This window comes from Ramlibacter sp. bp-362 (genome assembly GCF_054956735.1).
The window spans coordinates 74,291-97,509 of the sequence record NZ_JBUDXE010000010.1 but is presented as its reverse complement, the minus strand read 5'-3'; the positions used below and the strand labels follow the sequence as shown (position 1 = coordinate 97,509).

Annotated in this window: 19 protein-coding genes and 2 tRNA genes; 7 read left to right on the top strand and 14 right to left on the bottom strand. The window is 70.4% G+C overall.

The genetic code is table 11. The features are described 5' to 3' along the window. Position 1 precedes the first annotated feature (1 nt). The gene (rnr, locus tag ACY0MJ_RS15610) at positions 2-2,272 is read right to left on the bottom strand and encodes a ribonuclease R (RefSeq protein WP_462639415.1); all 2,271 of its coding nucleotides are present in this window, start codon (positions 2,270-2,272) and stop codon (positions 2-4) included. Positions 2,273-2,290: 18 nt separating this feature from the next. On the opposite strand from rnr, the gene ACY0MJ_RS15605 reads away from it, so the two are divergent. Further along, a tRNA-Leu gene (locus ACY0MJ_RS15605) sits at positions 2,291-2,375 on the top strand. A gap of 107 nt (positions 2,376-2,482) precedes the next feature. Here the strand turns inward: ACY0MJ_RS15605 and rimO are convergent. Beyond that, a complete protein-coding gene (rimO, locus tag ACY0MJ_RS15600) occupies positions 2,483-3,871 on the bottom strand; it encodes a 30S ribosomal protein S12 methylthiotransferase RimO (RefSeq protein ID WP_462639414.1) in 1,389 nt (462 codons plus the stop codon). Positions 3,872-3,899: 28 nt separating this feature from the next. Further along, on the bottom strand, positions 3,900-4,415 hold the full coding sequence (phaR, locus tag ACY0MJ_RS15595; protein WP_462639413.1) for a polyhydroxyalkanoate synthesis repressor PhaR: 516 nt from the start codon (positions 4,413-4,415) through the stop codon (positions 3,900-3,902). A gap of 117 nt (positions 4,416-4,532) precedes the next feature. On the opposite strand from phaR, the gene paeA reads away from it, so the two are divergent. Further along, positions 4,533-5,876 (top strand): polyamine export protein PaeA, encoded by a 1,344-nt coding sequence (gene paeA / locus ACY0MJ_RS15590; protein WP_462639412.1) that lies wholly within the window; start codon positions 4,533-4,535, stop codon positions 5,874-5,876. Then, entirely contained in the window at positions 5,873-6,808 is a 936-nt protein-coding gene (locus ACY0MJ_RS15585; protein WP_462639410.1) for a LysR substrate-binding domain-containing protein, read from the top strand. Before paeA ends, ACY0MJ_RS15585 begins: the two co-directional genes overlap by 4 nt. 12 nt (positions 6,809-6,820) lie before the next feature. On the opposite strand, the gene ACY0MJ_RS15580 is transcribed toward ACY0MJ_RS15585, so the two are convergent. The 4 genes from ACY0MJ_RS15580 to ACY0MJ_RS15565 all read right to left on the bottom strand — a co-directional run bounded on the left by ACY0MJ_RS15580 (position 6,821) and on the right by ACY0MJ_RS15565 (position 11,419). Beyond that, positions 6,821-7,987: a mandelate racemase/muconate lactonizing enzyme family protein gene (locus tag ACY0MJ_RS15580; RefSeq protein WP_462639409.1), complete on the bottom strand. Its 1,167-nt coding sequence runs from the start codon at positions 7,985-7,987 to the stop codon at positions 6,821-6,823. A 150-nt stretch (positions 7,988-8,137) separates the two neighbouring features. After that, a tRNA-Val gene (locus ACY0MJ_RS15575) sits at positions 8,138-8,214 on the bottom strand. Between the two features lie 78 nt (positions 8,215-8,292). Then, positions 8,293-10,503 (bottom strand): RelA/SpoT family protein, encoded by a 2,211-nt coding sequence (locus ACY0MJ_RS15570; protein WP_462639407.1) that lies wholly within the window; start codon positions 10,501-10,503, stop codon positions 8,293-8,295. Beyond that, complete coding sequence (locus ACY0MJ_RS15565) at positions 10,475-11,419, bottom strand: alpha/beta fold hydrolase (RefSeq protein ID WP_462639406.1); 945 nt, start codon at positions 11,417-11,419, stop codon at positions 10,475-10,477. The genes ACY0MJ_RS15570 and ACY0MJ_RS15565 overlap by 29 nt, the downstream gene beginning before the upstream one ends. 73 nt (positions 11,420-11,492) lie before the next feature. On the opposite strand from ACY0MJ_RS15565, the gene ACY0MJ_RS15560 reads away from it, so the two are divergent. Continuing rightward, a complete protein-coding gene (locus ACY0MJ_RS15560) occupies positions 11,493-12,263 on the top strand; it encodes a 3-hydroxybutyrate dehydrogenase (RefSeq protein ID WP_462639405.1) in 771 nt (256 codons plus the stop codon). A gap of 3 nt (positions 12,264-12,266) precedes the next feature. On the opposite strand, the gene ACY0MJ_RS15555 is transcribed toward ACY0MJ_RS15560, so the two are convergent. The 4 genes from ACY0MJ_RS15555 to ACY0MJ_RS15540 all read right to left on the bottom strand — a co-directional run bounded on the left by ACY0MJ_RS15555 (position 12,267) and on the right by ACY0MJ_RS15540 (position 15,346). Beyond that, positions 12,267-13,085, bottom strand: coding sequence for a metallophosphoesterase family protein (locus tag ACY0MJ_RS15555; protein ID WP_462639404.1), 819 nt, complete (start codon positions 13,083-13,085; stop codon positions 12,267-12,269). After that, complete coding sequence (locus tag ACY0MJ_RS15550; RefSeq protein ID WP_462639403.1) at positions 13,082-14,062, bottom strand: diacylglycerol/lipid kinase family protein; 981 nt, start codon at positions 14,060-14,062, stop codon at positions 13,082-13,084. Before ACY0MJ_RS15550 ends, ACY0MJ_RS15555 begins: the two co-directional genes overlap by 4 nt. Positions 14,063-14,390: 328 nt before the next feature. Beyond that, positions 14,391-15,092, bottom strand: a complete 702-nt coding sequence (locus ACY0MJ_RS15545) for an SIMPL domain-containing protein (RefSeq protein ID WP_462639402.1) — start codon at positions 15,090-15,092, stop codon at positions 14,391-14,393. After that, on the bottom strand, positions 15,089-15,346 hold the full coding sequence (locus ACY0MJ_RS15540; protein WP_462639401.1) for a hypothetical protein: 258 nt from the start codon (positions 15,344-15,346) through the stop codon (positions 15,089-15,091). Before ACY0MJ_RS15540 ends, ACY0MJ_RS15545 begins: the two co-directional genes overlap by 4 nt. A 164-nt stretch (positions 15,347-15,510) precedes the next feature. Between ACY0MJ_RS15540 and ompR the strand changes: the two genes are divergently transcribed. Both ompR and ACY0MJ_RS15530 read left to right on the top strand, forming a co-directional pair. Beyond that, positions 15,511-16,242, top strand: coding sequence for an osmolarity response regulator transcription factor OmpR (ompR, locus tag ACY0MJ_RS15535; RefSeq protein WP_169419489.1), 732 nt, complete (start codon positions 15,511-15,513; stop codon positions 16,240-16,242). 35 nt (positions 16,243-16,277) lie between these two features. Next, positions 16,278-17,735, top strand: coding sequence for a sensor histidine kinase (locus ACY0MJ_RS15530; RefSeq protein WP_462639399.1), 1,458 nt, complete (start codon positions 16,278-16,280; stop codon positions 17,733-17,735). On the opposite strand, the gene ispF is transcribed toward ACY0MJ_RS15530, so the two are convergent. Together ispF and ispD are read right to left on the bottom strand one after the other, a co-directional pair. Then, positions 17,732-18,208 carry a 2-C-methyl-D-erythritol 2,4-cyclodiphosphate synthase gene (gene ispF, locus ACY0MJ_RS15525; RefSeq protein ID WP_462639398.1) on the bottom strand — a complete coding sequence of 159 codons (477 nt, stop codon included), beginning with the start codon at positions 18,206-18,208 and terminating at the stop codon, positions 17,732-17,734. The two genes, ACY0MJ_RS15530 and ispF, sit on opposite strands and share 4 nt — an antisense overlap. Next, a complete protein-coding gene (gene ispD / locus ACY0MJ_RS15520; RefSeq protein WP_462639397.1) occupies positions 18,208-18,918 on the bottom strand; it encodes a 2-C-methyl-D-erythritol 4-phosphate cytidylyltransferase in 711 nt (236 codons plus the stop codon). Before ispD ends, ispF begins: the two co-directional genes overlap by 1 nt. A 75-nt stretch (positions 18,919-18,993) precedes the next feature. Here ispD and mfd point away from each other — a divergent pair, with 75 nt between their 5' ends. Continuing rightward, entirely contained in the window at positions 18,994-22,437 is a 3,444-nt protein-coding gene (mfd, locus tag ACY0MJ_RS15515) for a transcription-repair coupling factor (RefSeq protein ID WP_462639396.1), read from the top strand. A 60-nt stretch (positions 22,438-22,497) separates the two neighbouring features. On the opposite strand, the gene ACY0MJ_RS15510 is transcribed toward mfd, so the two are convergent. After that, positions 22,498-23,163 carry a Crp/Fnr family transcriptional regulator gene (locus tag ACY0MJ_RS15510; RefSeq protein WP_462639395.1) on the bottom strand — a complete coding sequence of 222 codons (666 nt, stop codon included), beginning with the start codon at positions 23,161-23,163 and terminating at the stop codon, positions 22,498-22,500. Positions 23,164-23,219: the final 56 nt, after the last annotated feature.

Below are 23,219 nucleotides of genomic sequence, written 5' to 3'. Positions count from 1 at the left end.
TTCAGCGCCGCGTCTTGCGCGCCACGCGGGTCTTGGCCGCCGCCTTCTTGGCCGCCGTCTTCGCGGCGTCCACCGGCGACCTGGCCTTCTTGCCCGCCGCCGCCTTCTTGGCGGCGCGCTTGGTCGAGCTCTTGGCCGGCACGCCTTCGCGCGCGGGCGCGACGCCCTTGTCCTTCAACGCGCGGGCCATGAGGTCCTCGCCCTCGCGCACCAGCCGGAAGTCGATCTTGCGGCCGTCCAGGTCGACGCGGCTCACCTGCACGCGCAGCCGCGTGCCGATGGCGTAGCGGATGCCGGTGCGCTCGCCGCGCAGTTCCTGCCGGGCCTCGTCGAACTTGAAGTACTCGCCGCCCAGCTCGGTGATGTGCACCAGGCCCTCGACGTACATCGCGTCCAGCGTGACGAAGATGCCGAAGCTGGTGACGGCCGTGACCACGCCGGAATACTCCTCGCCCAGGTGGTCGCGCATGTACTTGCACTTGAGCCAGGCCTCGACGTCGCGGCTGGCCTCGTCGGCGCGCCGCTCGTTGGCGCTGCAATGGAAGCCCGCAGCCTCCCAGGCCTGCAGCTCGCGCGGCGAGGCGGCGATCTTCGCCCGCGGCTTCAGCTTCGGCGGCGACACCCGCGCGGCGAGGCGCCGCGCCAGTTTCTCGTGCGCCTCGCCCGGCGTGGGCAGCGCCGGCAACTGGTAGCGCTCGTCCTCCAGGATCGCCTTGATCACGCGGTGCACCAGCAGGTCGGGATAGCGCCGGATCGGGCTGGTGAAGTGCGTGTAGGCCTCGTAGGCCAGGCCGAAGTGGCCGCTGTTGATCGGCGTGTAGATCGCCTGCTGCATGGAGCGCAGCAGCATGGTCTGGATCTGCTGCGCGTCAGGCCGCTCCTTCGTGGCGAGCGCGATCTTCTGGAACTCCATCGGGGCCGGGTCCTCGGAGATCGTCATGCCCACGGCGAGCGCCTTGAGGTAGGTGCGCAGGATCTCCTTCTTCTCCGGCGTCGGCCCTTCGTGCACGCGGTACAGGCCCGGGTGGCCGGCCTGCTGGATGAAGTCGGCGGCGCAGACGTTCGCGGCGAGCATCGCCTCCTCGATCAGCTTGTGCGCGTCGTTGCGCACGCGCGGCACGATCTGCTCGATGCGGCCGTTCTCGTCGCAGATGATCTGCGTCTCCACGGTGTCGAAGTCCACGGCGCCGCGGGCCTCGCGCGCCATCAGCAGCGCCCGGTAGACGTCGTGCAGGTTCAGGAAGTGCGGCACCAGTTCCTTGCGCCGGGTCGCTTCCGGCCCGCGCGTGTTCGCCAGGATCGCGGCGACCTCGGTATAGGTCATGCGCGCGTGGCTCCACATCACCGCCGGATAGAACTGGTAGGCGTGGATGTCGCCCGTCGCCGTGACCAGCATGTCGCAGACCATGCACAGGCGCTCGACCTCGGGATTGAGCGAGCACAGGCCGTTGGACAGCTTCTCCGGCAGCATCGGGATCACGCGGCGCGGGAAGTAGACGCTCGTGGCGCGGTCGTACGCGTCGACGTCGATCGCGCTGCCGGTGGTCACGTAGTGGCTGACGTCGGCGATGGCGACCAGCAGGCGCCAGCCCTTGCCGCGGCCGACCTTCGCCGGCTCGCAGTAGACGGCGTCGTCGAAGTCGCGGGCGTCCTCGCCGTCGATGGTCACCAGCGGCACGTCGGTCAGGTCCACGCGCTTCTTGCGGTCGGCCGGCCGCACCTTGTCGGGCAGGCTGCGCGCCTGCGCGATGCAGGCTTCCGAGAACTCGTGCGGCACGCCGTACTTGCGCACCGCGATCTCGATCTCCATGCCGGGATCGTCGATCTCGCCCAGCACTTCCTTCACGCGGCCCACGGGCTGGCCATAGAGGCTCGGCGGCTCGGTCAGTTCGACCACCACCACCTGGCCCGCCTTCGCGAGGCCGGTGGCGCCCTTGGGGATCAGCACGTCCTGGCCGTAGCGCTTGTCTTCCGGCGCCACCAGCCACACGCCGCTTTCGTGCAGCAGCCGGCCGATGATGGGATGCGGCGGCCGCTCGACGATCTCGACGACGCGGCCCTCGGGCCGGCCCTTGCGGTCGTGCCGCACGATGCGCGCCCGCACGCGGTCGCGGTGCAGCACCGCGCGCATCTCGTTGGGGGGCAGGTAGATGTCGGCTTCGCCGTCGTCGCGCACCACGTAGCCGTGGCCGTCGCGATGCCCCTGGATCACGCCCTCGATCTCATCGAGGAGTCCGGCGCCATTGTTTCGTTCGATGTTTTTGATATACAATCTTGTTTTTCCTGAAATGCCCAGGTGGCGGAATTGGTAGACGCACTAGTTTCAGGTACTAGCGAGTAACATCGTGGAGGTTCGAGTCCTCTCCTGGGCACCAGACAAGACGAGAAGCCGGCCGATGCCGGCTTTTTGTTTGGGCCCCAATTCTCGACACGAGGGGCATCATAAGGCCGGCACCCGCCGGCCTTGTTGTTTGTGCGCCCGTCAGACGGGCTCGGCCACGAGATCGTGGCCATCGGTGGCCACGATGCGGGCCCGGGTGAACTCGCCGACGGCGAGGCGCTTGCTCAGCTTTTGCGGCGGCAGCAGGCGCACGGTGCCGTCGATCTCCGGCGCGTCCGCGTAGCTGCGGCCGACGCCGCCGTTGCGGCCCAGCGCCGGCGCCGCGTCCACCAGCACCTGCATGGTCGCGCCGACGCGCCGCTGCAGCCGCTGCGCCGACACTTCCTCGGCCACCGCCATGAAGCGGGCGCGCCGCTCCTCGCGGACTTCCTGCGGCAGCATGCCGGGCAGTTCGTTGGCCGCGGCGCCCTCCACCGGGCTGTAGGCGAAACAGCCGGCGCGGTCGATCTGCGCCTCGCGCACGAAGTCCAGCAGGTGTTCGAACTCCTCCTCCGTCTCGCCGGGGAAGCCGGCGATGAAGGTGCTGCGCACCACGATCTCGGGGCACAGCTCGCGCCAACGGGCGATGCGCTCGAGGTTCTTCTCGCCGCTGGCCGGGCGCTTCATCCGCCGCAGCACGTCCGGGTGGCTGTGCTGGAACGGGACGTCCAGGTAGGGCAGCACGAGGCCCTGCGCCATCAGCGGGACGATCTCGTCGACATGCGGGTACGGATACACGTAGTGCAGCCGCACCCAGGCGCCGTGCGGCGCCGCGAGTTCGCCGAGCGCCGCCACGAGGTCCAGCATGCGCGTCTTGACCGGACGGCCGTCGAAGAAGCCGGTGCGGTACTTCGTGTCCACGCCGTAGGCCGACGTGTCCTGGCTCACCACCAGCAGTTCCTTCACGCCCGACTCGAACAGCGCCCGCGCCTCCTTCAGCACGTCGCCGACCGGCCGCGAGACCAGGTCGCCCCGCATCGAAGGGATGATGCAGAAGGTGCAGCGGTGGTTGCACCCCTCGCTGATCTTGAGGTACGCGTAGTGCTTGGGCGTCAGCTTGATGCCAGCTGCCGGCACCAGGTCCACGAAGGGATCGTGCGGCTTGGGCAGGTGCGCGTGCACCGCGTCCATCACCTCCTGCGTGGCGTGCGGGCCGGTGACGGCCAGCACCGAGGGATGGACGTTGTGCACCATGTTGCCGCCGGCCGCGTCGCTGCGCGCGCCCAGGCAGCCGGTGACGATGACCTTGCCGTTGCTGGCGAGCGCCTCGCCGATGGTGTCCAGGCTCTCCTTGACGGCGTCGTCGATGAAGCCGCAGGTGTTGACGATCACCAGGTCGGCGCCCTCGAAGGTCTTGGACGTGGCGTAGCCCTCGGCGCTCAGCTGGGTCAGGATCAGTTCGGAATCGGTCAGCGCCTTGGGGCAGCCGAGGCTCACGAAGCCCACCCTGGGCGTGCTCGTGGCGGTGTCGGGGATGGCGGTCTCGCTCATCCCCGTATTGTCCCTGTATTGGAAAGTCCTATTTCTTGATGCCGAATGCCGCGAGCATCTGCTCGGTGTTCTTCTGCATCTGGTCCAGCATGGCCTTGGACTGTTCGGCGTAGGTGCCCGCCATGGCGGGCATGGGCATGTTCATGAACTGCGCCCACATCTCCGGGGTGAAGTTCTTGGACTGTTCCGCCATCTGGCTCTGCAGGTCGGTGAAGGCCTGCACGTTCTTCTCCAGGTAGCTGCCCATGAAGCCCTGCATCGCGTGGCCGTAGAACCGGATGATGTTGGCCAGCGCGGCCTCCGTGAACATGGGCGCGCCGCCGGCCTCCTCCTCCAGGATGATCTGCAGCAGGATGCTGCGCGTGAGGTCCTCGTTGGTCTTGGCGTCGCGCACCACGAAGGGCTGGTTGTCCATCACCAGCTGCTTGACTTCGGCCAGGGTGATGTAGGTGGAGGTCTCGGTGTCGTAGAGCCGGCGGTTGGGATACTTCTTGATCACGCGCTGCGCGGGCCGCGCGGCGCCGCTGGCTTTCTTGCTGGTCACGAACGGGACTCCTCGGGGCGGGCTGCAGCCCGCACTGTTGCGTTGCAGCAGATTCTAGGGAGCCCACCCGGCCGGGATGCCGGGGTCAACCCTTACCGAAGACTACACTGCCGAGGCATGGGACCCATGGGCAGCTTCCTGGCCATCGCGGTGCTGATCCTCCTCAGCGCCTTCTTCTCGCTGGCCGAAATCTCGCTGGCGGCGGCGCGCCGCCTGCGGCTGCGCCAGCTCGCCGACGAGGGCGAGCCGCGGGCCGAGCGCGTGCTGGAGATCCAGCGCCAGCCCGGCGACTACGTGACCGTGGTGCAGCTGGGCCAGAACATGGTCGCGATCCTCGGCGGCATCGTCGGCGAAGGCGCCCTCACGCCCTACGTGCTGCCGCTGCTGGGCTTCGTGGAGGCCCAGGCCGCGCAGTCCATCGCCTTCATCGTCTCCTTCCTGGTCATCACCTCCCTGTTCACCCTCTTCTCGGACCTGTTCCCCAAGCGCCTGGGGCTGGCTGAGCCGGAGCGGCTGGCGATCCGGGTGGTGACGCCCATGCTCTGGTGGATCCGCATCCTGCGCCCGGCCGTGTGGCTGTTCAACGGCGTGGCCGGGCTGCTGTTCAAGCTCTTCGGGCTGCCGGCGCAGCGCGACGAGCGCATCACCTCGGCCGACATCCTGGCGCTGGCGGCCGCGGGCGCCGAATCGGGCGTGCTGCACGCGCAGGAGCAGCAGGTGATCGAGAACCTGTTCGAGCTCGACACGCGGACGGTCCAGAGCGCGATGACCCCGCGCGAGCGGGTCGTGCACTTCCTGCTGGACGACGACGAGGAGGCGATCCGCACCCGCATCGCCGCCGAGCCGCACTCCACCTACCTCGTGTGCGACGGCAGCATCGACGGCGTGGTCGGCTACGTGGACGCGGCCGACCTGTTCGCCCTGATGCTGAAGGACGAGCCGATCACGCTGCAGGGCGAGCCGGCCAAGGCGCTGGTGCAGAAGCCGCTGCTGGTGCCCGACCGCCTGACGCTGTCGGAAGTGCTGACGCAGTTCCGGCAGGCGCACGAGGACTTCGCCATCATCGTCAACGAGTACAGCCTGGTGGTCGGCGTCATCACGCTGAACGACGTGATGAGCACCGTCATGGGCAGCCTGGTGGGGCCGGACGACGAGGGGCAGATCGTGCGGCGGGAGGACGGCTCCTGGCTCATGGACGGTCTCACGCCCATCCTGGAGGTGCTGCGCGCCATCGATGCCGACCCCGAGGACCTGCCGCTGCGCGGCCAGTACGGCACGCTCTCCGGCTTCCTGATGGTGATGCTGCGGCGCATGCCGCGCCGCACGGACCGCGTGAACTGGAACGGCTTCCGCTTCGAGGTGATGGACGTCGACCACTACCGCATCGACCAGGTGCTGGTCACGCCCGTGCCGCCGGCGGCCGCCGGCGCGCCCGCCGCCGCCGAAGCGACGGCGCCGTGAACTTCCACTTCACCTGGCTCGAGGACTTCCTGTCGCTCGCGGCCACCGGCAATTTCTCGCGCGCGGCGGAGGACAGGCACAGTTCCCAGCCGGCCTTCAGCCGCCGCATCCGGGCGCTGGAGGAATGGCTGGGCGCCCCGCTGGTGGACCGCAGCAGCCAGCCGGCGCGGCTGACGGAAGTCGGCACCTGGTTCCAGGGTGTCGCCGAGGACCTGGTCGCGCGGACGGCGCGCCTGCCCGGCGAGGCGCGGCAAGTCGCCGAGGCGAGCTCGGTGACGCTGCGCATCGCCAGCACGCACGCGCTGTCCTTCACCTTCCTGCCGCGCTGGCTGCGCAGCCTGGAATCGCTGCTCACGCTGGGCCCGGTGGAACTGACCTCGGACGTGCTCGCGCGCTGCGAGGCGCAGATGCAGGAAGGCAAGGTCCACTTCGTGCTGGCCCACGCGCATCCGCGCCTGCAGGGATCGCTCGACTCGGACCGCTACCTCTCCGCGGTCATCGGCAGCGACCAGCTGGTGCCGGTCGCGCGGGCCGACGCGGAAGGACGGCCCGTGCACAGCCTGGACGGCGCGGAGTGCGTGCCCCTGCTCGCCTACAGCGAGCAGTCGGGCACGGGACGGATCGTCCGCAGCGTCGTGGGCCGCCCGCTGGAAGAGATCCCGCACCAGGTCGTCTTCACCGCGCATCTCGCGTCGGTGCTGCGCTCGATGGCGCTGGACGGCCGCGGCATCGCGTGGGTCCCGCGCTCGCTGGTGGAGGAGGACCTGGCGCACGGCCGCCTCGTCGCGGCTGCGCAGCCGCGCTGGAACGTGGACCTCGAGGTCCGCCTGTACCGCCAGCGCGAAAGCGTGGGCCGCGCCGCCGAAGCCTTCTGGCGCGCCGCCACCCGAGGCTTTTCTCCCTCTCCCGCTCGCGGGAGAGGGCCGGGGTGAGGGCAGCGGGCCTCAGCCCGCCAGCGCCTTCATCTCCCGATAGAGGTCCGACTTCCCCTCGAACCCGATCCCCGGCAGCTCCGGCAGCGTGACGTGGCTGTCCACCACCTTCACCCCATCCGGGAAGCCGCCGTAGGGCTGGAACAGGTCCGGATAGGACTCGTTGCCGCCCAGCCCCAGGCCGGCCGCGATGTTCAGCGACATCTGGTGGCCGCCGTGCGGCACGCAGTGGCTGGGCGACCAGCCGTGCTCCTTCAGCATGTCCAGCGTGCGCAGGTACTCCACCAGCCCGTAGCTCAGGGCGCAGTCGAACTGCAGCCAGTCGCGGTCGGGGCGCATGCCGCCGTAGCGGATCAGGTTGCGGGCGTCCTGCATCGAGAACAGGTTCTCACCGGTGGCCATCGGGTTCTTGTAGAAACCGCGCAGCGTGGCCTGCAGCTCGAAGTCCAGCGGGTCGCCGGCCTCCTCGTACCAGAACAGGTCGTAGGGTTCCAGCGCCTTGGCGTAGGCGATGGCCGTCTCCAGGTCGAAGCGCCCGTTGGCGTCCACGCACAGGCGCTGGCCGTCCTGCAGCACCTCCATGATCGCGTCGATGCGGCGCAGGTCTTCCTCCAGCGTGCCGCCGCCGATCTTCTTCTTGACGACCGTGTAGCCGCGGTCGAGGTAGCTGCGCATCTCGTCCTGCAGCTTGCGCAGGTCCTGCCCGGGGTAGTAGTAGCCGCCGGCGGCATAGACGAACACCTTGCGGTTCGGCTTGCCGTCGCCGTAGCGGTCGGCCAGCAGCTGGAAGAGCGGCTTGCCCGCGATCTTGGCGACGGCGTCCCAGACCGCCATGTCGATCGTGCCGATCGCGACCGAGCGCTCGCCGTGGCCGCCCGGCTTCTCGTTCCGGAACATCGCGGCCCAGATCCTGTGCGGATCCAGGTTGTCGCCGCTGTCGTCCACCAGCGAGGCCGGATCGGCTTCCATGATGCGCGGGATGAAGCGCTCGCGCATCATGCTGCCCTGCCCGTAGCGCCCGTTGGAGTTGAACCCGTAGCCGACCACCGGCTTGCCGTCGCGGACGACGTCGGTGACCACGGCCACGAGGCTCAGCGTCATCTTGCTGAAATCGATGTAGGCGTTGCGGATGGAGGAGCTGATCGGGACGGTCTTCTCGCGGATCTCGACGATCTTCATGGCGGCGTTCGGGGGTGGAGCGTTGGGAAGCCCCGATCATCGCCGCTGGCCGCGCGCCGGGCCAATGCGCGTTTTGGCTCGTTCGATGCATGGGACGAACCGGCCGCCCAAGAAAAAACAGGCCCCCGTACGGGGGCCTGTTTCCTGGATTGGTAGGCGCGATTGGACTCGAACCAACGACCCCCACCATGTCAAGGTGGTGCTCTAACCAGCTGAGCTACGCGCCTGTCGTTGAGCCCGAGATTCTAGCACGGCTCGGACTTGCGCCCTCTCCCGCTTGCGGGAGAGGGCCGGGGTGAGGGACCCTAGCGCCGCCGCGCCGCCCGCACGCCCGGCACGTCCATCACCGAGACCAGCACCTTCGCCAGCCGCTGCGAGTCCGCGATCTCCACCGTGAACGTCATCCAGGCGATCCCGCGGACCGACTGGGTCTGCACGCCGACCACGTTCATCTTCTCCTTGGCGAACACCTCGGAGATGTCGCGCAGCAGCCCCTGCCGGTCCGCCGCCTCGATGGCCACGTCCACCGGGTACACGGCCGCCTCGCCGCCCTTGGGCAGGCCCCACTCCACCTCGATCACCCGCTCGGGGCTGCGCCCGGCGATCTCGCGGAAGTTGGAGCAGTCGCGGCGGTGCACGCTCACGCCCTTGCCGCGCGTGACGAAGCCGCTGATGGCGTCCGGCGGCGCCGGCTTGCAGCACTTGGCCAGCTGCGTCATGAGCGAATCGACGCCCACCACCAGCACGCCGCCCTTGGGCGCCTTGGCCTCCACCGGCTTCGACTTCTTCGCCAGCAGGACCTCGTCCTCGCTCGGCGCCTCCGGCGGCGGGTGCAGCAGCACCTCGATGTTGCGCAGCGAGAATTCGTCCTTGCCGACGACGGCGAACAGGTCGTCGGCCGAGCGGAAGCCCAGGCGCGAGGCCAGGTCCTCCAGCTTCAGCGCCGTGCGGCCCTCGCGCTGCAGCAGCCGCTCCACCAGTTCGCGGCCGCGCGCGACCGTCTCGTGCCGCACCTGCTCGTTGAACCAGGCGCGCGCCTTCGCGCGCGCGCGGTGGCTCGCGAGGAAGCCGAGGTCGGGGTTCAGCCAGTCGCGCGAAGGACCACCCTCCTTCGCGGCGACGATCTCCACCGTCTGCCCGTTCTTCAGCGGCGTGTTCAGCGGCACCATCGCGCCGTCCACGCGGGCGCCGCGGCAGCGATGGCCCAGGTCGGTGTGCACGCTGTAGGCGAAGTCCACCGGCGTTGCCCCTTGCGGCAGCTCCACCACCGAGGCCTGCGGCGTCAGCACGTAGATCCGGTCCTCGAACAGGCCCTGCACCGAGCCGGCGAGGTCGCGCTCCCAGGCGAGCAGCTGGCGCAGAACGGCGATCTTGGTGTCGTACTCGGTCGAGGCGCTGATGCCGGCGTAGCCCTTCTGCCCCGCCTCCTTGTACGCCCAGTGCGCGGCGACGCCGTGCTCCGCGTGCTCGTGCATCGCCTGCGTGCGGATCTGGATCTCGATCGGCCGCCCCGCCGCGTCGCGCACCACCGTGTGCAGCGACTGGTAGCCGTTGGGCTTGGGCTTGGCGATGTAGTCGTCGAACTCCTCCAGCACCGGCGTGAAATGCGAGTGCACCCAGTCCAGCGCCGCGTAGCAGTCCTTCACGTCGGGCACGATCACGCGCAGCGCCCGCACGTCCAGCACCTGGCTGAATTCCAGCGACTTGCCGCGCATCTTCTTGACGATGCTGTAGATGTGCTTGGGCCGGCCGTGCACCTGGGCGAAGAGGCCCTGCGCCCGCAGGTCGGCCTCCAGCCGGCTGCGCAGCTGCTCGACGTACTGCTCGCGCTCGACCCGCTTCTCGTCCAGCCAGCCGGCGACGCGCCGGTAGGTGTCGGGCTCCAGGAAGCGGAAGGCCAGGTCCTCCATCTCCCACTTCACCTGCCAGATGCCCAGGCGGTTGGCCAGCGGCGCGAACACCTGCAGCGCCTCGCGCGCCACGCTGGGATGCAGCACCTGCTTGGTCGCCGCGAACCACCGCAGCGTCTGCAGGCGCGAGGCCAGCCGAAGCAGCACGACCCGCAGGTCGCGCGAGAAGGCCAGCAGCATCTTGCGGACCATCTCGGTCTGCACGGCGGGGTCGTCGAGCAGGCGCGAGGCGCCGTCGGCGCCGCGCGCCTGGATCTGCACGCGCACCAGCTTGTTGGTCTCGATGGCCAGCGCCGCGTAGCTTTCGCCGAAGGCCTTGGCGATCACCTCCTGCGGCTTGTTCAGGTGGGCGCAGGCGTAGACCAGGTAGCTCGCGGCCTGCATGGCCTCGGAGCCGCCCATGGACTTCAGGATGCCGGCCACCGCGTCGGCGTGCGCGAGCGTGTTCTCGCCGGTGTCCAGCGTCTCGCCGGCGATCAGCGGTTCGGCGAAGGCACGGGCGCGCGACAGCGCGTGCGCCTGCTGCGGCAGCGCCTGCTCGGCGGCCGCCACGAGGTCGGGGACGGCGAGCGCGGCGTCACCCTGTTCCGCGGCCTGGCTTTTCATCGGCGGGGGATTCCTTGGCCAGCAGGAAGGCGGCGACCGCCTCGACCTGCCCGGGTGCGACGAGCGTCGGCGCGTGCCCGACGCCCTCGAATTCGACGAGGCGCGGCTTCGGCCCGCGCCGCTGCATTTCCTGCGCCGTCGCGGCGGACAGCAGGTCGGATTGCGCGCCGCGCAGCAGCAGCGTGCGCGCGCGGATGTTGTCGTACAGCTGCCAGAGCGCCGCCTGGCCGGCCTGCGCCGCCGCCTCGTCCAGCGTGCGGAAGGGCACGGCGATCGCCGGGTCGTAGTGCAGCGTGAAGCCGCCCTGCGGCAGCGGCTTGACCATCGCCTGCGAGAGCGCCAGCCACTGTTGCGGCGTGTGCGGACCGAAGCCCTGCGAGACCTGCCACATGGCGTCGGCCGCCTGCTGCACCGATTCGAACCGGCCCGTGTGGCCCAGGTACGTGCCGATGCGCTGCAGCGCGCTCCACTGGATCACGGGGCCGACGTCGTTGAGCACCAGGCGGCGCACCGGCGCAGGCAGCGGCAGGCCCGGCGTGCCGGCCAGGCCCATGCCGATCAGCCCGCCCATGCTCGTGCCCACCCAGTCGAGCGCCGCGATCGGCGCCTGCGCATGCAGCTGCGCGAGCATCTGCAGCATGTCGGCCACGTAGGTCGGCACGACGTAGCCCATGGGATCGGCCAGCCAGTCGCTGCGGCCGCGGCCCACGACGTCGGGGCACGCCACGCGCAGCGGCCGCGGGCTGCGTTCCACCAGCGCGCGCGCCAGCACGTCGAAGTCGCGGCCCTGGCGCGACAGCCCGTGCGCGCACACGACCACGTGCGGCGCGTCGGCCGCGCCCCACAGCCAGTACGCCATGCGATGGCTGCCGGCCGGCTCGGGGCACGATACGTAGTTCAGCGTAGGGACGGTCATGGATGCGCGCGCGGCGTGGAAAGGGATACGCTCTGCCCACGTCATCCTAAATCATCCCGGAGAGAGAAAAACCATGCTCAAAGGCAAGACCGCCCTCGTCACCGGCTCCACCAGCGGCATCGGCCTGGGCATCGCCCGGGCGCTCGCCCGCCAGGGCGCCGACATCGTGCTGAATGGCTTCGGCGACGCCGAGGGCCCGAAGCGCGAGATCGCGGCGCTGGGCGTGAAGGTGGGCTACCACGCCGCCGACATGAGCAAGCCGGCCGAGATCGAGGCGATGATGAAGTACGCCGCCGAAGCGTTCGGGCGCGTGGACGTGCTCGTCAACAACGCCGGCATCCAGCACGTCGCCGCCATCGAGGACTTCCCGCCCGAGCGCTGGGACGCGATCCTCGCGATCAACCTGTCGAGCGCCTTCCACACCACGCGCCTGGCGTTGCCCGCCATGCGCAAGGCGAACTGGGGCCGCATCATCAACGTCGCTTCCGTGCACGGCCTGGTCGCCTCGGCGCAGAAGGCCGCCTACGTCGCCGCCAAGCACGGCATCGTGGGCCTCACCAAGGTGACGGCGCTGGAAACGGCCACCACCGGCATCACCTGCAACGCGATCTGCCCCGGCTGGGTGCTGACGCCGCTGGTGCAGAAGCAGGTGGACGCGCGCGCCGCCGAACACAAGCTGTCCAACGAGGAAGCGAAGAAGCAGCTGCTGGCCGAGAAGGAGCCCTCGCTGCAGTTCACCACGCCCGAGGAACTGGGCGAACTCGCCGTGTTCTTCTGCTCCGACGCCGCGAAGAACGTGCGTGGCGCGGCGTGGAACATGGACGGCGGCTGGGCGGCGCAGTAAGCCTCAATCCCCCAGCTTCAGCTCGTACGGGTGCGTGAGCTCGAAGCGGTCGTCGGCCAGGTCGTAGTCCCAGCGCTCCACGTGGCACACGCGGGCGGCGCCGTTCGCGGGTGGCTTCCAGCGCACCAGGTTGACCGAGTTGGGCGTGCCGTGCCGCACGCGGCGCGACAGCGCCGTGCCCGCCTGGATGCAGTACAGCGGCCGCTGCGTGGCGGCCTCCGCGCGGGCGCACAGGTCGCTGACGTAAGGCAGGTGGATGTGGCCGCCCAGCACGAGGTCGGCGCCCGCGCGGGCCCACGCCTGCACCGCCTCTTCCCCTCCGTGCAGGCGGTTCTCCTCGTCTTCCGGGCGCATCACGCAGGCCGGCTGGTGCGTGACGACGACGCGCAGCTGGCTCGCCGGCGCGCCGCGCAACCGCTGCACGACGCGCTCGATCTGCCGGGGGGAGACCTCGCCGTCCTTGTGCCGGTGCGCCCGCGTGGTGTTCACGCCGATCACCAGCACGTCCGCGAAGGCGAGCTCCGGCTCCAGGTCGTCGCCGAAGGCGGCCTGGTAGCCGGCATAGGGCGAGAAGAGGCGCGCCGCCACGTTGTAGAGCGGGATGTCGTGGTTGCCCGGCAGCGCGAGCAGGCGCTCGACGCCCAGCGAATCGCAGAAGCGCCGCGCCGCGGCGAACTGCGCGCGCCGCGCGCGCTGCGTGACGTCGCCGCTGAGGACCACCGCGTCCGGCCGCTGCTCGCGCGCCAAGGCCTGCAGGGCCGCGACGACCGGCGCTTCCTCGGTCCCGAAGTGCGTGTCGGAGATGTGCAGCAGCACCGTCATTTGCGCGGCAGCCTCTCTTCCTCGGGCGGCAGCAGCACGCGCAGCGGCCGCGGCGAGACGGTGAAGCGCAGCGGCAGTTCCATCCACTGCACCTCGCCGTCGGTGGCCACCTTGAGGCGGCGCGCGCTGCGCGTGGCCGCCGTCAGCGAGCGCAGCGCCAGGGTCTGGATCTCGCGCTCCCCGCCCAGCGTGCCGAAGGCCGCCGCGGCCAGCATGCGCAGCTTGGCCCAGGCATCCAGCGGCCGCACCAGCACGCAGGCGAGCCGGCCGCTGCCGACCTGCGCCACGACGTCCTCCGGCAGGCCCACGCGTTCGAGCTGCACCCGGTTGTTGCTGAGGAAGACGCTGGCCGTGCGCAGCGGGCGCACGTCGCCGTCCATGTCCACGTCCAGCCGCAGGCGCAGCCGCCATTCGAACAGCGTCTTCAGCGCCGCCAGCATCGCCACCCAGCGCCTCCGCCCCAGCTTCCGCTTGACCTCCTCCCGGTCGGCCAGCAGCTTGGGATAGAGGCCCACCGACGCGTTGACCAGGAACACGCGTTCGTTCACCAATCCCACCTGCACCGGCTCGGGCCGCGCGCGCAGCAGCGCACGCGTCGCCTCTGCTGCGTCCAGCGGCAGCCCGAGGTCGCGCGCGAACAGGTTGAAGGTGCCCTGCGCGATGACGCCCAGCACGCAGCCGTGCGTGAGCGCCGCCTGCGCGGCGCAGTTGATCGTGCCGTCGCCGCCCACCGCCACCAGCACGCCACCCTGGCCGGCCACCTCGCGGGCGGCCTGCTGGCAGGCCTGCACGATCCCGCCACGGGGCACCTCGACGAAGCGGTGGGGCTGCCCGGCGGCGTCGAGCTCGCGCGCGATGGCCGCGCGCGCCTCGCCTTCCGCCGACGAGCCGGACGCCTGGTTGCGCACGATGAACCACTCGGCGCCGCGCGCGGGCCGGGCCGCGGCCTCGCCGGGGTCGGACAGGACGGCAGACATGCCACGCAGCTTAGCTGCGCGACCGCGCACTCCTTGTCGGACGGCTGCGCGCGCGGCTAGGAGCCTGGGCGGCAGAGAAACGGGCCTGCGCCGGGGTCTGGAGCCGTGCCAGGCTAGGCGCAGGCGACGCCGTGTAGTCGATCTACACAAGGAGCCTGTAACGACGCCTGGCACGGCTCCAGACCCCGGCCCGAAGGGTTGGGCCGATAAGGGGGCGCATGCGTCGTTACGGCCACGGGTCAAGCCGTCCAGGCTTGACCCGCGCCCGCGCCTAGCCTGCGCCCCCTTCTCGGCCCAACGCAGGCCCGTTTCTCTGCCGCCCAGGCTCCTAGCGCAACTGGACGGACCCGGAGACCGTCACCACCACGCTGCTCTTGCCCGGCTCCACCGGCACGGCGGCGTCCTTGGCGGCCTCGGGGGCCGCCTGCGCCATCATGCGCATGCGCGGCATGAAGCCCGGCTCGTTGGTGTTCACCGCCACTTCCCGCAGCGTGTAGCCGGTGAACCCGAAGCCGCGCGCGAGCTCGCTCGCCTTGTCCTTGAAGCGTTCGATGGCGAGCGACTGCGCCTCGGTTTCGACGCGCGCGCGCTGCTCGCGGCTGAGCCCGAAGCTGACGCCGCCCAGGGTCATGGTCTGGATGCGACCGGCGGTCTGCGTGATCCGCGCGAAGTCGCGGCCTTCCAGCACGAGTTCGGCCGTCCCCGTCCAGCCGGTGATGCGGCCGTCGCGGTTGTGACGCGGATAGAGCGCAAAGTTGCCGGTACGCACATCCAGTTGCCCGGGCTGCGCGCTTTTCCTGGCCTCGTTCAGCGCGGCGTCGAGCGCGGTCTTCAGCTGCGACTGCACGACGGCGGGATCGCTGCCTTCGCGCGCGGTGGTCAGGTTCATCTGCAGCAGGTCCTGCTGCACCTCCACGGTGCCGCTGGCCTGCAGTTGCAGGACGTTCTGCGGCGGGGGCATGACCTGGGCGGAAGCGGCAGCGGTGGCCGCGGCCAGCGCGCAGCCGGCCAGCATCGTTCTCGTTCTCATGGTTCCTTTCTTTGCTTGAGCGGGCGGGCCGGGCGAGCCGGCCGAGCCGTCCGCGCGGGGCGCGCCTGCTCGGAGAGCTGGCGCCGCAACTCGGCACGCTCGGCGGCCGTGAGGCGCCGCGGCGCCGCGCCGCTGCCCGCATCGTATTGCTCCACGACCTGCCGCAGGTCCGGCACGGGCGCGCGCGGCGGCGGGTCCGACGCGGCCCAGGCCCCCAGGCAGGAGAACGCAAGCACGGCGGCGAGGGACTTCATGCCCTGTAGAACGGCCGGGCGGCCCCGGGGTTCACTGCGCCCTTGTCAACGCGCGACCGCTGGGGCAACATTTGTAACCCGGTGAAAAACCACCGGGGAAAACCCGAAATCGGCGAAACCCGCCGTCAGAATCGGCGCTGTTACAAATTGGCTTCTGGAGACCCATGACCCAAGCTGCAGCACGGACCGACAAGATCCTCGTGGTGGACGACGACGCGCGCATCCGCGACCTGTTGCGCCGCTACCTGACGCAGGAAGGCTTCGAGGTGATCCTCGCCGAGGACGGCAAGGCCCTGAACCGCCTGATGCTGCGCGAAACGGCCGACCTGATCGTGCTCGACCTGATGATGCCCGGCGAGGACGGCCTGTCGATCTGCCGCCGCCTGCGGGCCGCCAACGACCGCACGCCCATCATCATGCTCACCGCCAAGGGCGAGGACGTCGACCGCATCGTCGGGCTGGAAGTCGGCGCCGACGACTACCTGGGCAAGCCCTTCAACCCGCGCGAGCTGCTGGCCCGCGTGCACGCGGTGCTGCGCCGCCGGCCGGCCCAGGAAGCGCCGGGCGCGCCCTCTTCCGACAACGAGGTCGTGTCCTTCGGCCCCTTCGCCTTCGACCTGGGCGCCCGCACCCTGCGCAAGAACGGCGAGGAACTGCCGCTGACGACCGGCGAGTTCGCGATGCTCAAGGCCCTGGTGCGCCACCCCCGCCAGCCGCTGTCGCGCGAGAAGCTGGCCCAGCTGGCCCGCGGCCGCGAGTTCGAGCCCTTCGACCGCAGCCTCGACGTGCAGGTCTCGCGCCTGCGCAAGCTCATCGAGGCGGATCCCGCGTCGCCGCGCTACATCCAGACCGTGTGGGGCGTCGGCTACGTTTTCGTCCCGGACGGCGCCGGCTGATGAGCAGCGGGGTGCGCGGGTGACAGAATGACTCCATGATCCGGGCCGTCATGTCCAACCCCGAACCCACCAGCCCGGCCCCGCTGGAGACCGCCCCGGCGCCGCTGGAGATGCGGCCCCGCCTGGGGCTGTCGCTGTTCTGGCGGACCTTCTTCCTGCTGTCGCTGCTGCTGATCGGCTCCATCGTCGCCTGGCTGCAGACCTTCAGCGCCCTGGAGTTCGAGCCCCGCGCCGTGCAGACGGCGCAGCAGATCGCCTCGCTGGTGAACCTCAGCCGCGCCGCGCTGGTCCATGCCGACCCGATCGCCCGGGTCTCGCTGATCAAGACCCTGGCCGACCAGGAAGGCGTGCGCATCCTGCCGCGCGAACCCACGGACAAGTTCTCGCCGCTCGCGGGCAGCGCGATGGACCGGCGCATCGTGGACGAGCTGGTCACGCGCCTGGGCCATGGCACCGTCATGGCCAGCAGCGTCAACCACGAGGAAGGCCTGTGGATCGGCTTCAAGATCGACAAGGACGACTACTGGATGCTGCTGGACCGCACCCGCTTCTCGCAGGTCGGCGGCCGCACCTGGCTCGTCTGGCTGATCACGGCGGCGGCGCTGTCGCTCGCGGGCGCCGCGGTGATCGCGCGCCTGATCAACCGGCCCCTGAAGCAGCTGTCCTTCGCCGCCAGCCGCGTGCGTGACGGCGACTTCGACGCCAGCCGCCTCGACGAGAAGGCGGTGACCAGCGAGATCCGCGAGGTCAACATCGGCTTCAACCGCATGGCCCAGCAGCTGGCCAAGATCGAGCAGGACCGCGCCGTCATGCTGGCCGGCATCTCGCACGACCTGCGCACGCCGCTGGCCCGCCTGCGGCTGGAAACGGAGATGAGCGTGGTGGACGCCGACGCGCGCGAGCACATGGCGGCCGACATCGACCAGCTCGACGCGATCATCGACAAGTTCCTCGACTACGCGCGGCCGGACCATGCGGAGCTCAAGCCCGTGGTGCTGAACGACGTGATCGAGGCCTGCATGTACGCGATCGCGGACCATGGCGACATCCGCGTCAACCTGGACATGCCCAAGAACATGCAGGTGCTGGCCGACGAGGTGGAACTCGCCCGCGTGGTCGCCAACCTGCTGGAAAACGCCCGCCGCTACGGCAAGACGCCCGAGACCGGCATCGCCGTGGTGGACATCGCCGCGCGCGCGCGCAACGACTGGGTGCTGCTGAAGGTGCGCGACCACGGCATGGGCGTGTCGCCCGAGGCGCTGCCCAACCTGATCAAGCCCTTCTTCCGCGGCGACGCGGCCCGCACGGCGGCCACGGGCGCCGGCCTGGGGCTGGCGATCGTCGACAAGACGGTGCAGCGCATGGGCGGGATCTTCGCGCTGTCGAACACCACCTCGGGCGGGCTGGCCGCGCACATCAAGCTGCAGCGGCCGCGCCAGATGCCGCCGGTGCCGGGCGGGGCGGAGGCGGACAAGAGGCCGGTGGCGGCTTAGCGGGTCAGCAGCACCACTGCACGGGCCTCGATGCTCTGCCCCATGCCCACCGGCCCCAGCCTCTCGGCCGTCTTCGCCTTCACGTTGACCTGATCCGGCGCCACGCCCAGCGCCTGCGCGATCCGCTCGCGCATGGCGGCGATGTGCGGGGCGAGCTTCGGTGCCTGGGCCACGACGGTGCTGTCCACGTTGCCGACCTCCCAGCCCGCGGCCCGCGCGCGCGCCACCGCTTCCCGCAGCAGCGCCACCGAATCCGCGCCACGGAAGCGTTCGTCCGTGTCGGGGAAATGCCGGCCGATGTCGCCCAGCCCCGCGGCGCCAAGCACGGCATCCGTGATCGCATGCAGCAGCGCATCGGCGTCGGAGTGCCCCAGCAGCCCGCGTTCGAACGGGATCCGCACCCCGCCCAGCACCAGGGCGCGCCCGGGCACCAGGGCGTGCGTGTCCCAGCCCTCGCCGACGCGGACCTGCATCAGTGCCGCGCCCGCAGCACGGCTTCGGCCATCGCGAAGTCCTCGGGGTAGGTGACCTTGAAGTTCTGGCCGCCGGCTTCCACCAGCAGGGGCTTCAGGCCCATGGCCTCGATGGCGCCGGATTCGTCGGTGAGCTTGTCGCCCGCCGCCTCCAGCGCGTGCCGCAGCGTGCCCAGGCGGAACATCTGCGGCGTCTGCGCCTGCCACTTGTCGCCGCGGTTGATGGTGCCGGCCACCCGCCCGTTCTCGCCGATCTTGAGCGTGTCGGCCAGGGGATGCGCCAGCAGGCCGCCGACCTCGTCGTCGCAGCAGGAGTCGATCAGCCGGTCGATCAGCTCCGGCGTGATCAGGCAGCGGGCGGCATCGTGCACCAGCACCCAGTCGTGGTCGACCGCGCCGGCGCGGCGCAGTTCGCGCAGGCCGTTGGCCACGCTCGCCGCGCGCGTGGGCCCGCCGCAGGCGACGACCAGCGCCGAGGTGGTGGGATTGCGTTCGAAGAAGCCGTCGCCGGGGGCGACCACCACCAGCGTGCGCGCGATGCGCTTCACGCCGGCGAAGGCCGACAGCGTGTGCCAGACCATGGGCTGGCCTGCGACGCGTTCGTACTGCTTGGGCCCCGTCGTGCCGGCGCGGCTGCCGTGTCCGGCGCAGGGGATGAGTGCGAAATACCGGGGAGGAGGTGCGCTCGCGTTCATGTCCGTCGCTTTCATTCTATTCCTCGTAGAATCCTTGCACACCCCGCCCTCTCGAGCAGCGGGGTGTTTTGCATTTCCGCTCCGAAAACGATGGACTTACCCAAGCTTTCCCCCGGCCGGCGCATGACGCTGCCGCGCCCGGCCGGCTCGGCCGATGCGCTGCTGCTGGCGCAACTGGCCACGCGCGAACTGCAGGAGGGCAAGCTCACCGCCATCGTCACGGCCGACGCCAACGATGCGCGGCGCCTGCTCGACGAGATCGCCTTCTTCGCGCCGCAGCTGCGCTGCGCCCTCTTTCCCGACTGGGAGACGCTGCCCTACGACAGCTTCTCGCCGCACCAGGACCTGATCAGCGAGCGCCTCGCGACGCTGTGGCGCATCCTGCAGCGCGAAGCCGACGTCGTGCTGGTGCCGGCGAGCACGGCCCTGTACCGCGTGGCGCCGCCCGCCTTCCTGGCCGGCTACACCTTCCACTTCCGCGTGCAGCAGAAGCTGGACGAGGCGAAGCTCAAGGCGCAGCTCACCCTGGCCGGCTACAACCACGTGACCCAGGTGGTGAGCCCCGGCGAATACGCCGTGCGCGGCGGCCTGATCGACCTGTTCCCCATGGGCTCGTCGGTGCCCTACCGGGTGGACCTGTTCGACGACGAGGTCGACTCCATCCGCACCTTCGACCCCGACACGCAGCGCAGCCTCTACCCCGTGCCGGAGGTGCGGCTGCTGCCGGGCCGCGAGTTCCCGATGGACGACGATGCCCGGGCGCGCTTCCGCCACCGCTGGCGCGAACTGCTGGAAGGCGACCCCACGCGCAGCCGCATCTACAAGGACATGGGCAACGGCGTCGCCACCGCCGGCATCGAGTACTACCTGCCGCTGTTCTTCGAGGAGACGGCGACCGTCTTCGACTACTTCGGCGAGCGCTCGGTCGTCGTTCTGCACGGTGACCTCGAACCGGCCTTCCTGCGCTTCTGGCAGGACACGCGCGACCGCTACCGGCTGGTCCAGGGGGACCCCGACCGGCCCGTGCTGCCGCCTGACGCCCTCTTCCTGTCGTCCGAGCAGTTCTTCGTGCGGGCGAACGCGCATGCGCAGCTCGCGATCAGGCAGGTGCCGCAGGAGGAAGGCTATGCCGAATTCCGGCGCCTGCCCGACATCGCCGTCGTGCGCGGCGCCGAGGATCCGCTGGCGCGCTTCAAGCAGCACCTGAAGGCGACGGACCACCGCGTGCTGGTGCTGGCCGAGAGCGCCGGCCGGCGCGAGAGCCTGCTGGACTTCCTCCGCGCGAGCCACCTCACCCTCCCCGCCTTCGATGCGCTGGCGGAGTTCCAGGCGAGCGACGAGAAGCTGGGCATCGCCACGGCCGCCCTCGCCGGCGGCTTCGCCTGGATGGAGGAAGGCCTGGAGTTCGTCACCGAGACCGAGCTCTTCGCCAGCGCGCCCACGTCGCGGCGGCGCAAGAAGCAGGAACAGGTCAGCGACGTCGAGGCGCTGATCAAGGACCTGTCGGAGCTCAAGGTCGGCGACCCGGTGGTGCACGCGCAGCACGGCATCGGCCGCTACAAGGGCCTGGTCAACCTCGACCTCGGCCAGGGCAACACCGAGTTCCTGCACCTCGAATACGCGGACAAGGCGACGCTCTACGTGCCGGTGAGCCAGCTGCACCTGATCAGCCGCTACACCGGCGTCGGCGCCGAGGAGGCGCCGCTGCACAAGCTCGGCTCCGGCCAGTGGGAGAAGGCCAAGCGCCGGGCGGCGGAGCAGGTGCGCGACACGGCGGCCGAACTGCTGAACCTCTACGCGCGGCGCGCCGCGCGGCAGGGGCATTCCTTCCGCTTCTCGGCGCAGGACTACGAAACCTTCGCCAACGACTTCGGCTTCGAGGAGACGGCGGACCAGAACGCCGCGATCCACGCCGTGATCCAGGACATGGTCTCGCCCCACCCCATGGACCGCCTGGTGTGCGGCGACGTGGGCTTCGGCAAGACCGAGGTGGCGCTGCGCGCCGCCTTCGTCGCCGTCACGGGCGGCAAGCAGGTGGCCTTCCTCGCGCCGACCACGCTGCTGGCGGAGCAGCACTACCGCACGCTGGTGGACCGCTTCGGCAAGTGGCCCGTGAAGGTGGCGGAGATGAGCCGCTTCCGCTCCGGCAAGGAGATCACCGCCGCGGCCAAGGGCCTCGCCGACGGCAGCATCGACATCGTGGTCGGCACGCACAAGCTGCTGTCCTCGTCCATCCAGTTCAAGAACCTGGGCCTGCTGATCATCGACGAGGAGCACCGCTTCGGCGTGCGCCACAAGGAGGCGATCAAGGCGATGCGCGCCGAGGTGGACGTGCTGACGCTCACCGCCACCCCGATCCCGCGCACGCTCGGCATGGCGCTGGAGGGCCTGCGCGACCTGTCGGTGATCGCCACGGCGCCGCAGCGGCGGCTGGCGATCAAGACCTTCGTTCGCAACGAGGGCAGCGGCGTGATCCGCGAAGCGGTGCTGCGCGAGCTGAAGCGCGGCGGCCAGGTCTACTTCCTGCACAACGAGGTGGAGACCATCCAGAACCGGCGGGAAGCCCTGGAGCGGCTGCTGCCGGAGGCGCGCATCGCCGTCGCCCACGGCCAGATGCCGGAGCGCGAGCTGGAGCGGGTGATGCGCGACTTCGTGCAGCAGCGCTTCAACGTGCTGCTGTGCTCCACCATCATCGAGACCGGCATCGACGTGCCGACCGCCAACACCATCGTGATCGCGCGCGCCGACAAGTTCGGCCTGGCGCAGCTGCACCAGCTGCGCGGCCGCGTCGGCCGCAGCCACCACCAGGCCTACGCCTACCTGATGGTGCCGGACGTGCAGGGCCTGACCAAGCAGGCGGCGCAGCGCCTGGACGCGATCCAGCAGATGGAGGAGCTCGGCTCGGGCTTCTACCTCGCGATGCACGACCTGGAGATCCGCGGCGCCGGCGAGGTGCTGGGCGAGAACCAGAGCGGCAACATGCTGGAGGTCGGCTTCCAGCTATACAACGAGATGCTGTCGGAAGCCGTGAAGTCGCTCAAGGCCGGCAAGGAGCCGGACCTGCTGGCGCCGCTGTCCGTGACGACCGAGATCAACCTGCATGCGCCGGCGCTGCTGCCCGACGACTACTGCGGCGACGTGCACCTGCGCCTGTCCTTCTACAAGAAGCTGGCGACCGCGAAGAACGTGGACCAGATCGACCGCCTGCTGGAGGAGATCGTCGACCGCTTCGGCAAGCTGCCGCCGCAGGCGCAGACGCTGATCGACGTGCACCGCCTGCGCGTGCTGGCGCGGCCCTACGGCGTGGTGAAGGTCGATGCGGCGCCGACGATGATCAACATCACGTTCAAGGCGAACCCGCCGGTGGAGCCGCTGGCGATCATCCAGCTGGTGCAGAAGAACCGGCACATCAAGCTGGCGGGAAACGACAAGCTGCGGGTGGAGAAGTCGCTGGTGGACGTGAAGGACAGGGCGCAGATGGTGCGGGATGTGCTGCGGTCGCTCGGTCAACCCAAGATTGCCGAACCGGCCTGAGCGCGGGCGAGCGGTGGGGGTCGCCTTCGGCTCACCTTCCGCGGCTTGCGCCGCGCCACCCTACGGAGTCGATGCGGCTTCGACGAGGTGTTCCGGGACCTCCAGGTAGCTCGCCACGTCGGCGGCGGGGGGGCCCGCCTTGCGCGGGCCGCCGGCGCGCAGGCGCGGCGCGAGGTGGGAGCGGAACGCGGTGACGCGCTGGGCGGGCGGGAGGCCGGCGAGCCACGATGACTGCACGCGCTCGCGCAGCAGCTCGCGGCTGGCCATGTCCCAGACGCGGCCGGTGCATGCCGAAGGCGGGCCCCAGCGCAGCGCGCAGAGTTCCGTCGGCTCCAGTGCGACGACGAGCGTGCCCGGGCGGCCGCTGCAGAGGCCGGCGGCGCCGATGATTTCGCCGGGGAAGTGGAAGCCCCGCACGGCCAGGCCGGCGGCGCCCGGCACGACCGACTTGAGCGAGCCGCTGCGCACGGCATAGAGCGTGGAGTCCGCTTCGGATGCGCGGAAGGCGAGTTCGCCGGCGCGCAGCCGCCGCCATCCGCCCAGCACCGTCAGCAGCTGGCGCGTGCCGGCCGCGGCGGCCAGGCTGCCGATGCAGGCCGTGCGCACCGGGCAGGCGAGGCACAGGCTCGCGTCGGCGGGGCGGTCCGGCCGCGCGGAGCTGCCGAACGTGTCCCGTGTGTCCTCGCCCGGCATGCAGGCCAGGTCTCCAGCGGCAGTGCAATCCATCCGATTCCCTCTCCTGCGCCCCGCCGCTGCGGCGAGGCCCTCACCCGAAAGTACGC

Excerpts from the sequence above, each read along its gene's own strand:
- rimO (WP_462639414.1), bottom strand. The coding sequence starts at position 3,871 with ATGAGCGAGACCGCCATCCCCGACACCGCCACGAGCACGCCCAGGGTG.
- paeA (WP_462639412.1), top strand. The coding sequence starts at position 4,533 with ATGGGACCCATGGGCAGCTTCCTGGCCATCGCGGTGCTGATCCTCCTC.
- ACY0MJ_RS15580 (WP_462639409.1), bottom strand. The coding sequence starts at position 7,987 with ATGAAGATCGTCGAGATCCGCGAGAAGACCGTCCCGATCAGCTCCTCC.
- ACY0MJ_RS15570 (WP_462639407.1), bottom strand. The coding sequence starts at position 10,503 with ATGAAAAGCCAGGCCGCGGAACAGGGTGACGCCGCGCTCGCCGTCCCC.
- ACY0MJ_RS15565 (WP_462639406.1), bottom strand. The coding sequence starts at position 11,419 with ATGACCGTCCCTACGCTGAACTACGTATCGTGCCCCGAGCCGGCCGGC.
- ACY0MJ_RS15560 (WP_462639405.1), top strand. The coding sequence starts at position 11,493 with ATGCTCAAAGGCAAGACCGCCCTCGTCACCGGCTCCACCAGCGGCATC.
- ACY0MJ_RS15555 (WP_462639404.1), bottom strand. The coding sequence starts at position 13,085 with ATGACGGTGCTGCTGCACATCTCCGACACGCACTTCGGGACCGAGGAA.
- ACY0MJ_RS15550 (WP_462639403.1), bottom strand. The coding sequence starts at position 14,062 with ATGTCTGCCGTCCTGTCCGACCCCGGCGAGGCCGCGGCCCGGCCCGCG.
- ACY0MJ_RS15545 (WP_462639402.1), bottom strand. The coding sequence starts at position 15,092 with ATGAGAACGAGAACGATGCTGGCCGGCTGCGCGCTGGCCGCGGCCACC.
- ACY0MJ_RS15540 (WP_462639401.1), bottom strand. The coding sequence starts at position 15,346 with ATGAAGTCCCTCGCCGCCGTGCTTGCGTTCTCCTGCCTGGGGGCCTGG.
- ompR (WP_169419489.1), top strand. The coding sequence starts at position 15,511 with ATGACCCAAGCTGCAGCACGGACCGACAAGATCCTCGTGGTGGACGAC.
- ACY0MJ_RS15530 (WP_462639399.1), top strand. The coding sequence starts at position 16,278 with ATGATCCGGGCCGTCATGTCCAACCCCGAACCCACCAGCCCGGCCCCG.
- ispF (WP_462639398.1), bottom strand. The coding sequence starts at position 18,208 with ATGCAGGTCCGCGTCGGCGAGGGCTGGGACACGCACGCCCTGGTGCCC.
- ispD (WP_462639397.1), bottom strand. The coding sequence starts at position 18,918 with ATGAAAGCGACGGACATGAACGCGAGCGCACCTCCTCCCCGGTATTTC.
- mfd (WP_462639396.1), top strand. The coding sequence starts at position 18,994 with ATGGACTTACCCAAGCTTTCCCCCGGCCGGCGCATGACGCTGCCGCGC.
- ACY0MJ_RS15510 (WP_462639395.1), bottom strand. The coding sequence starts at position 23,163 with ATGGATTGCACTGCCGCTGGAGACCTGGCCTGCATGCCGGGCGAGGAC.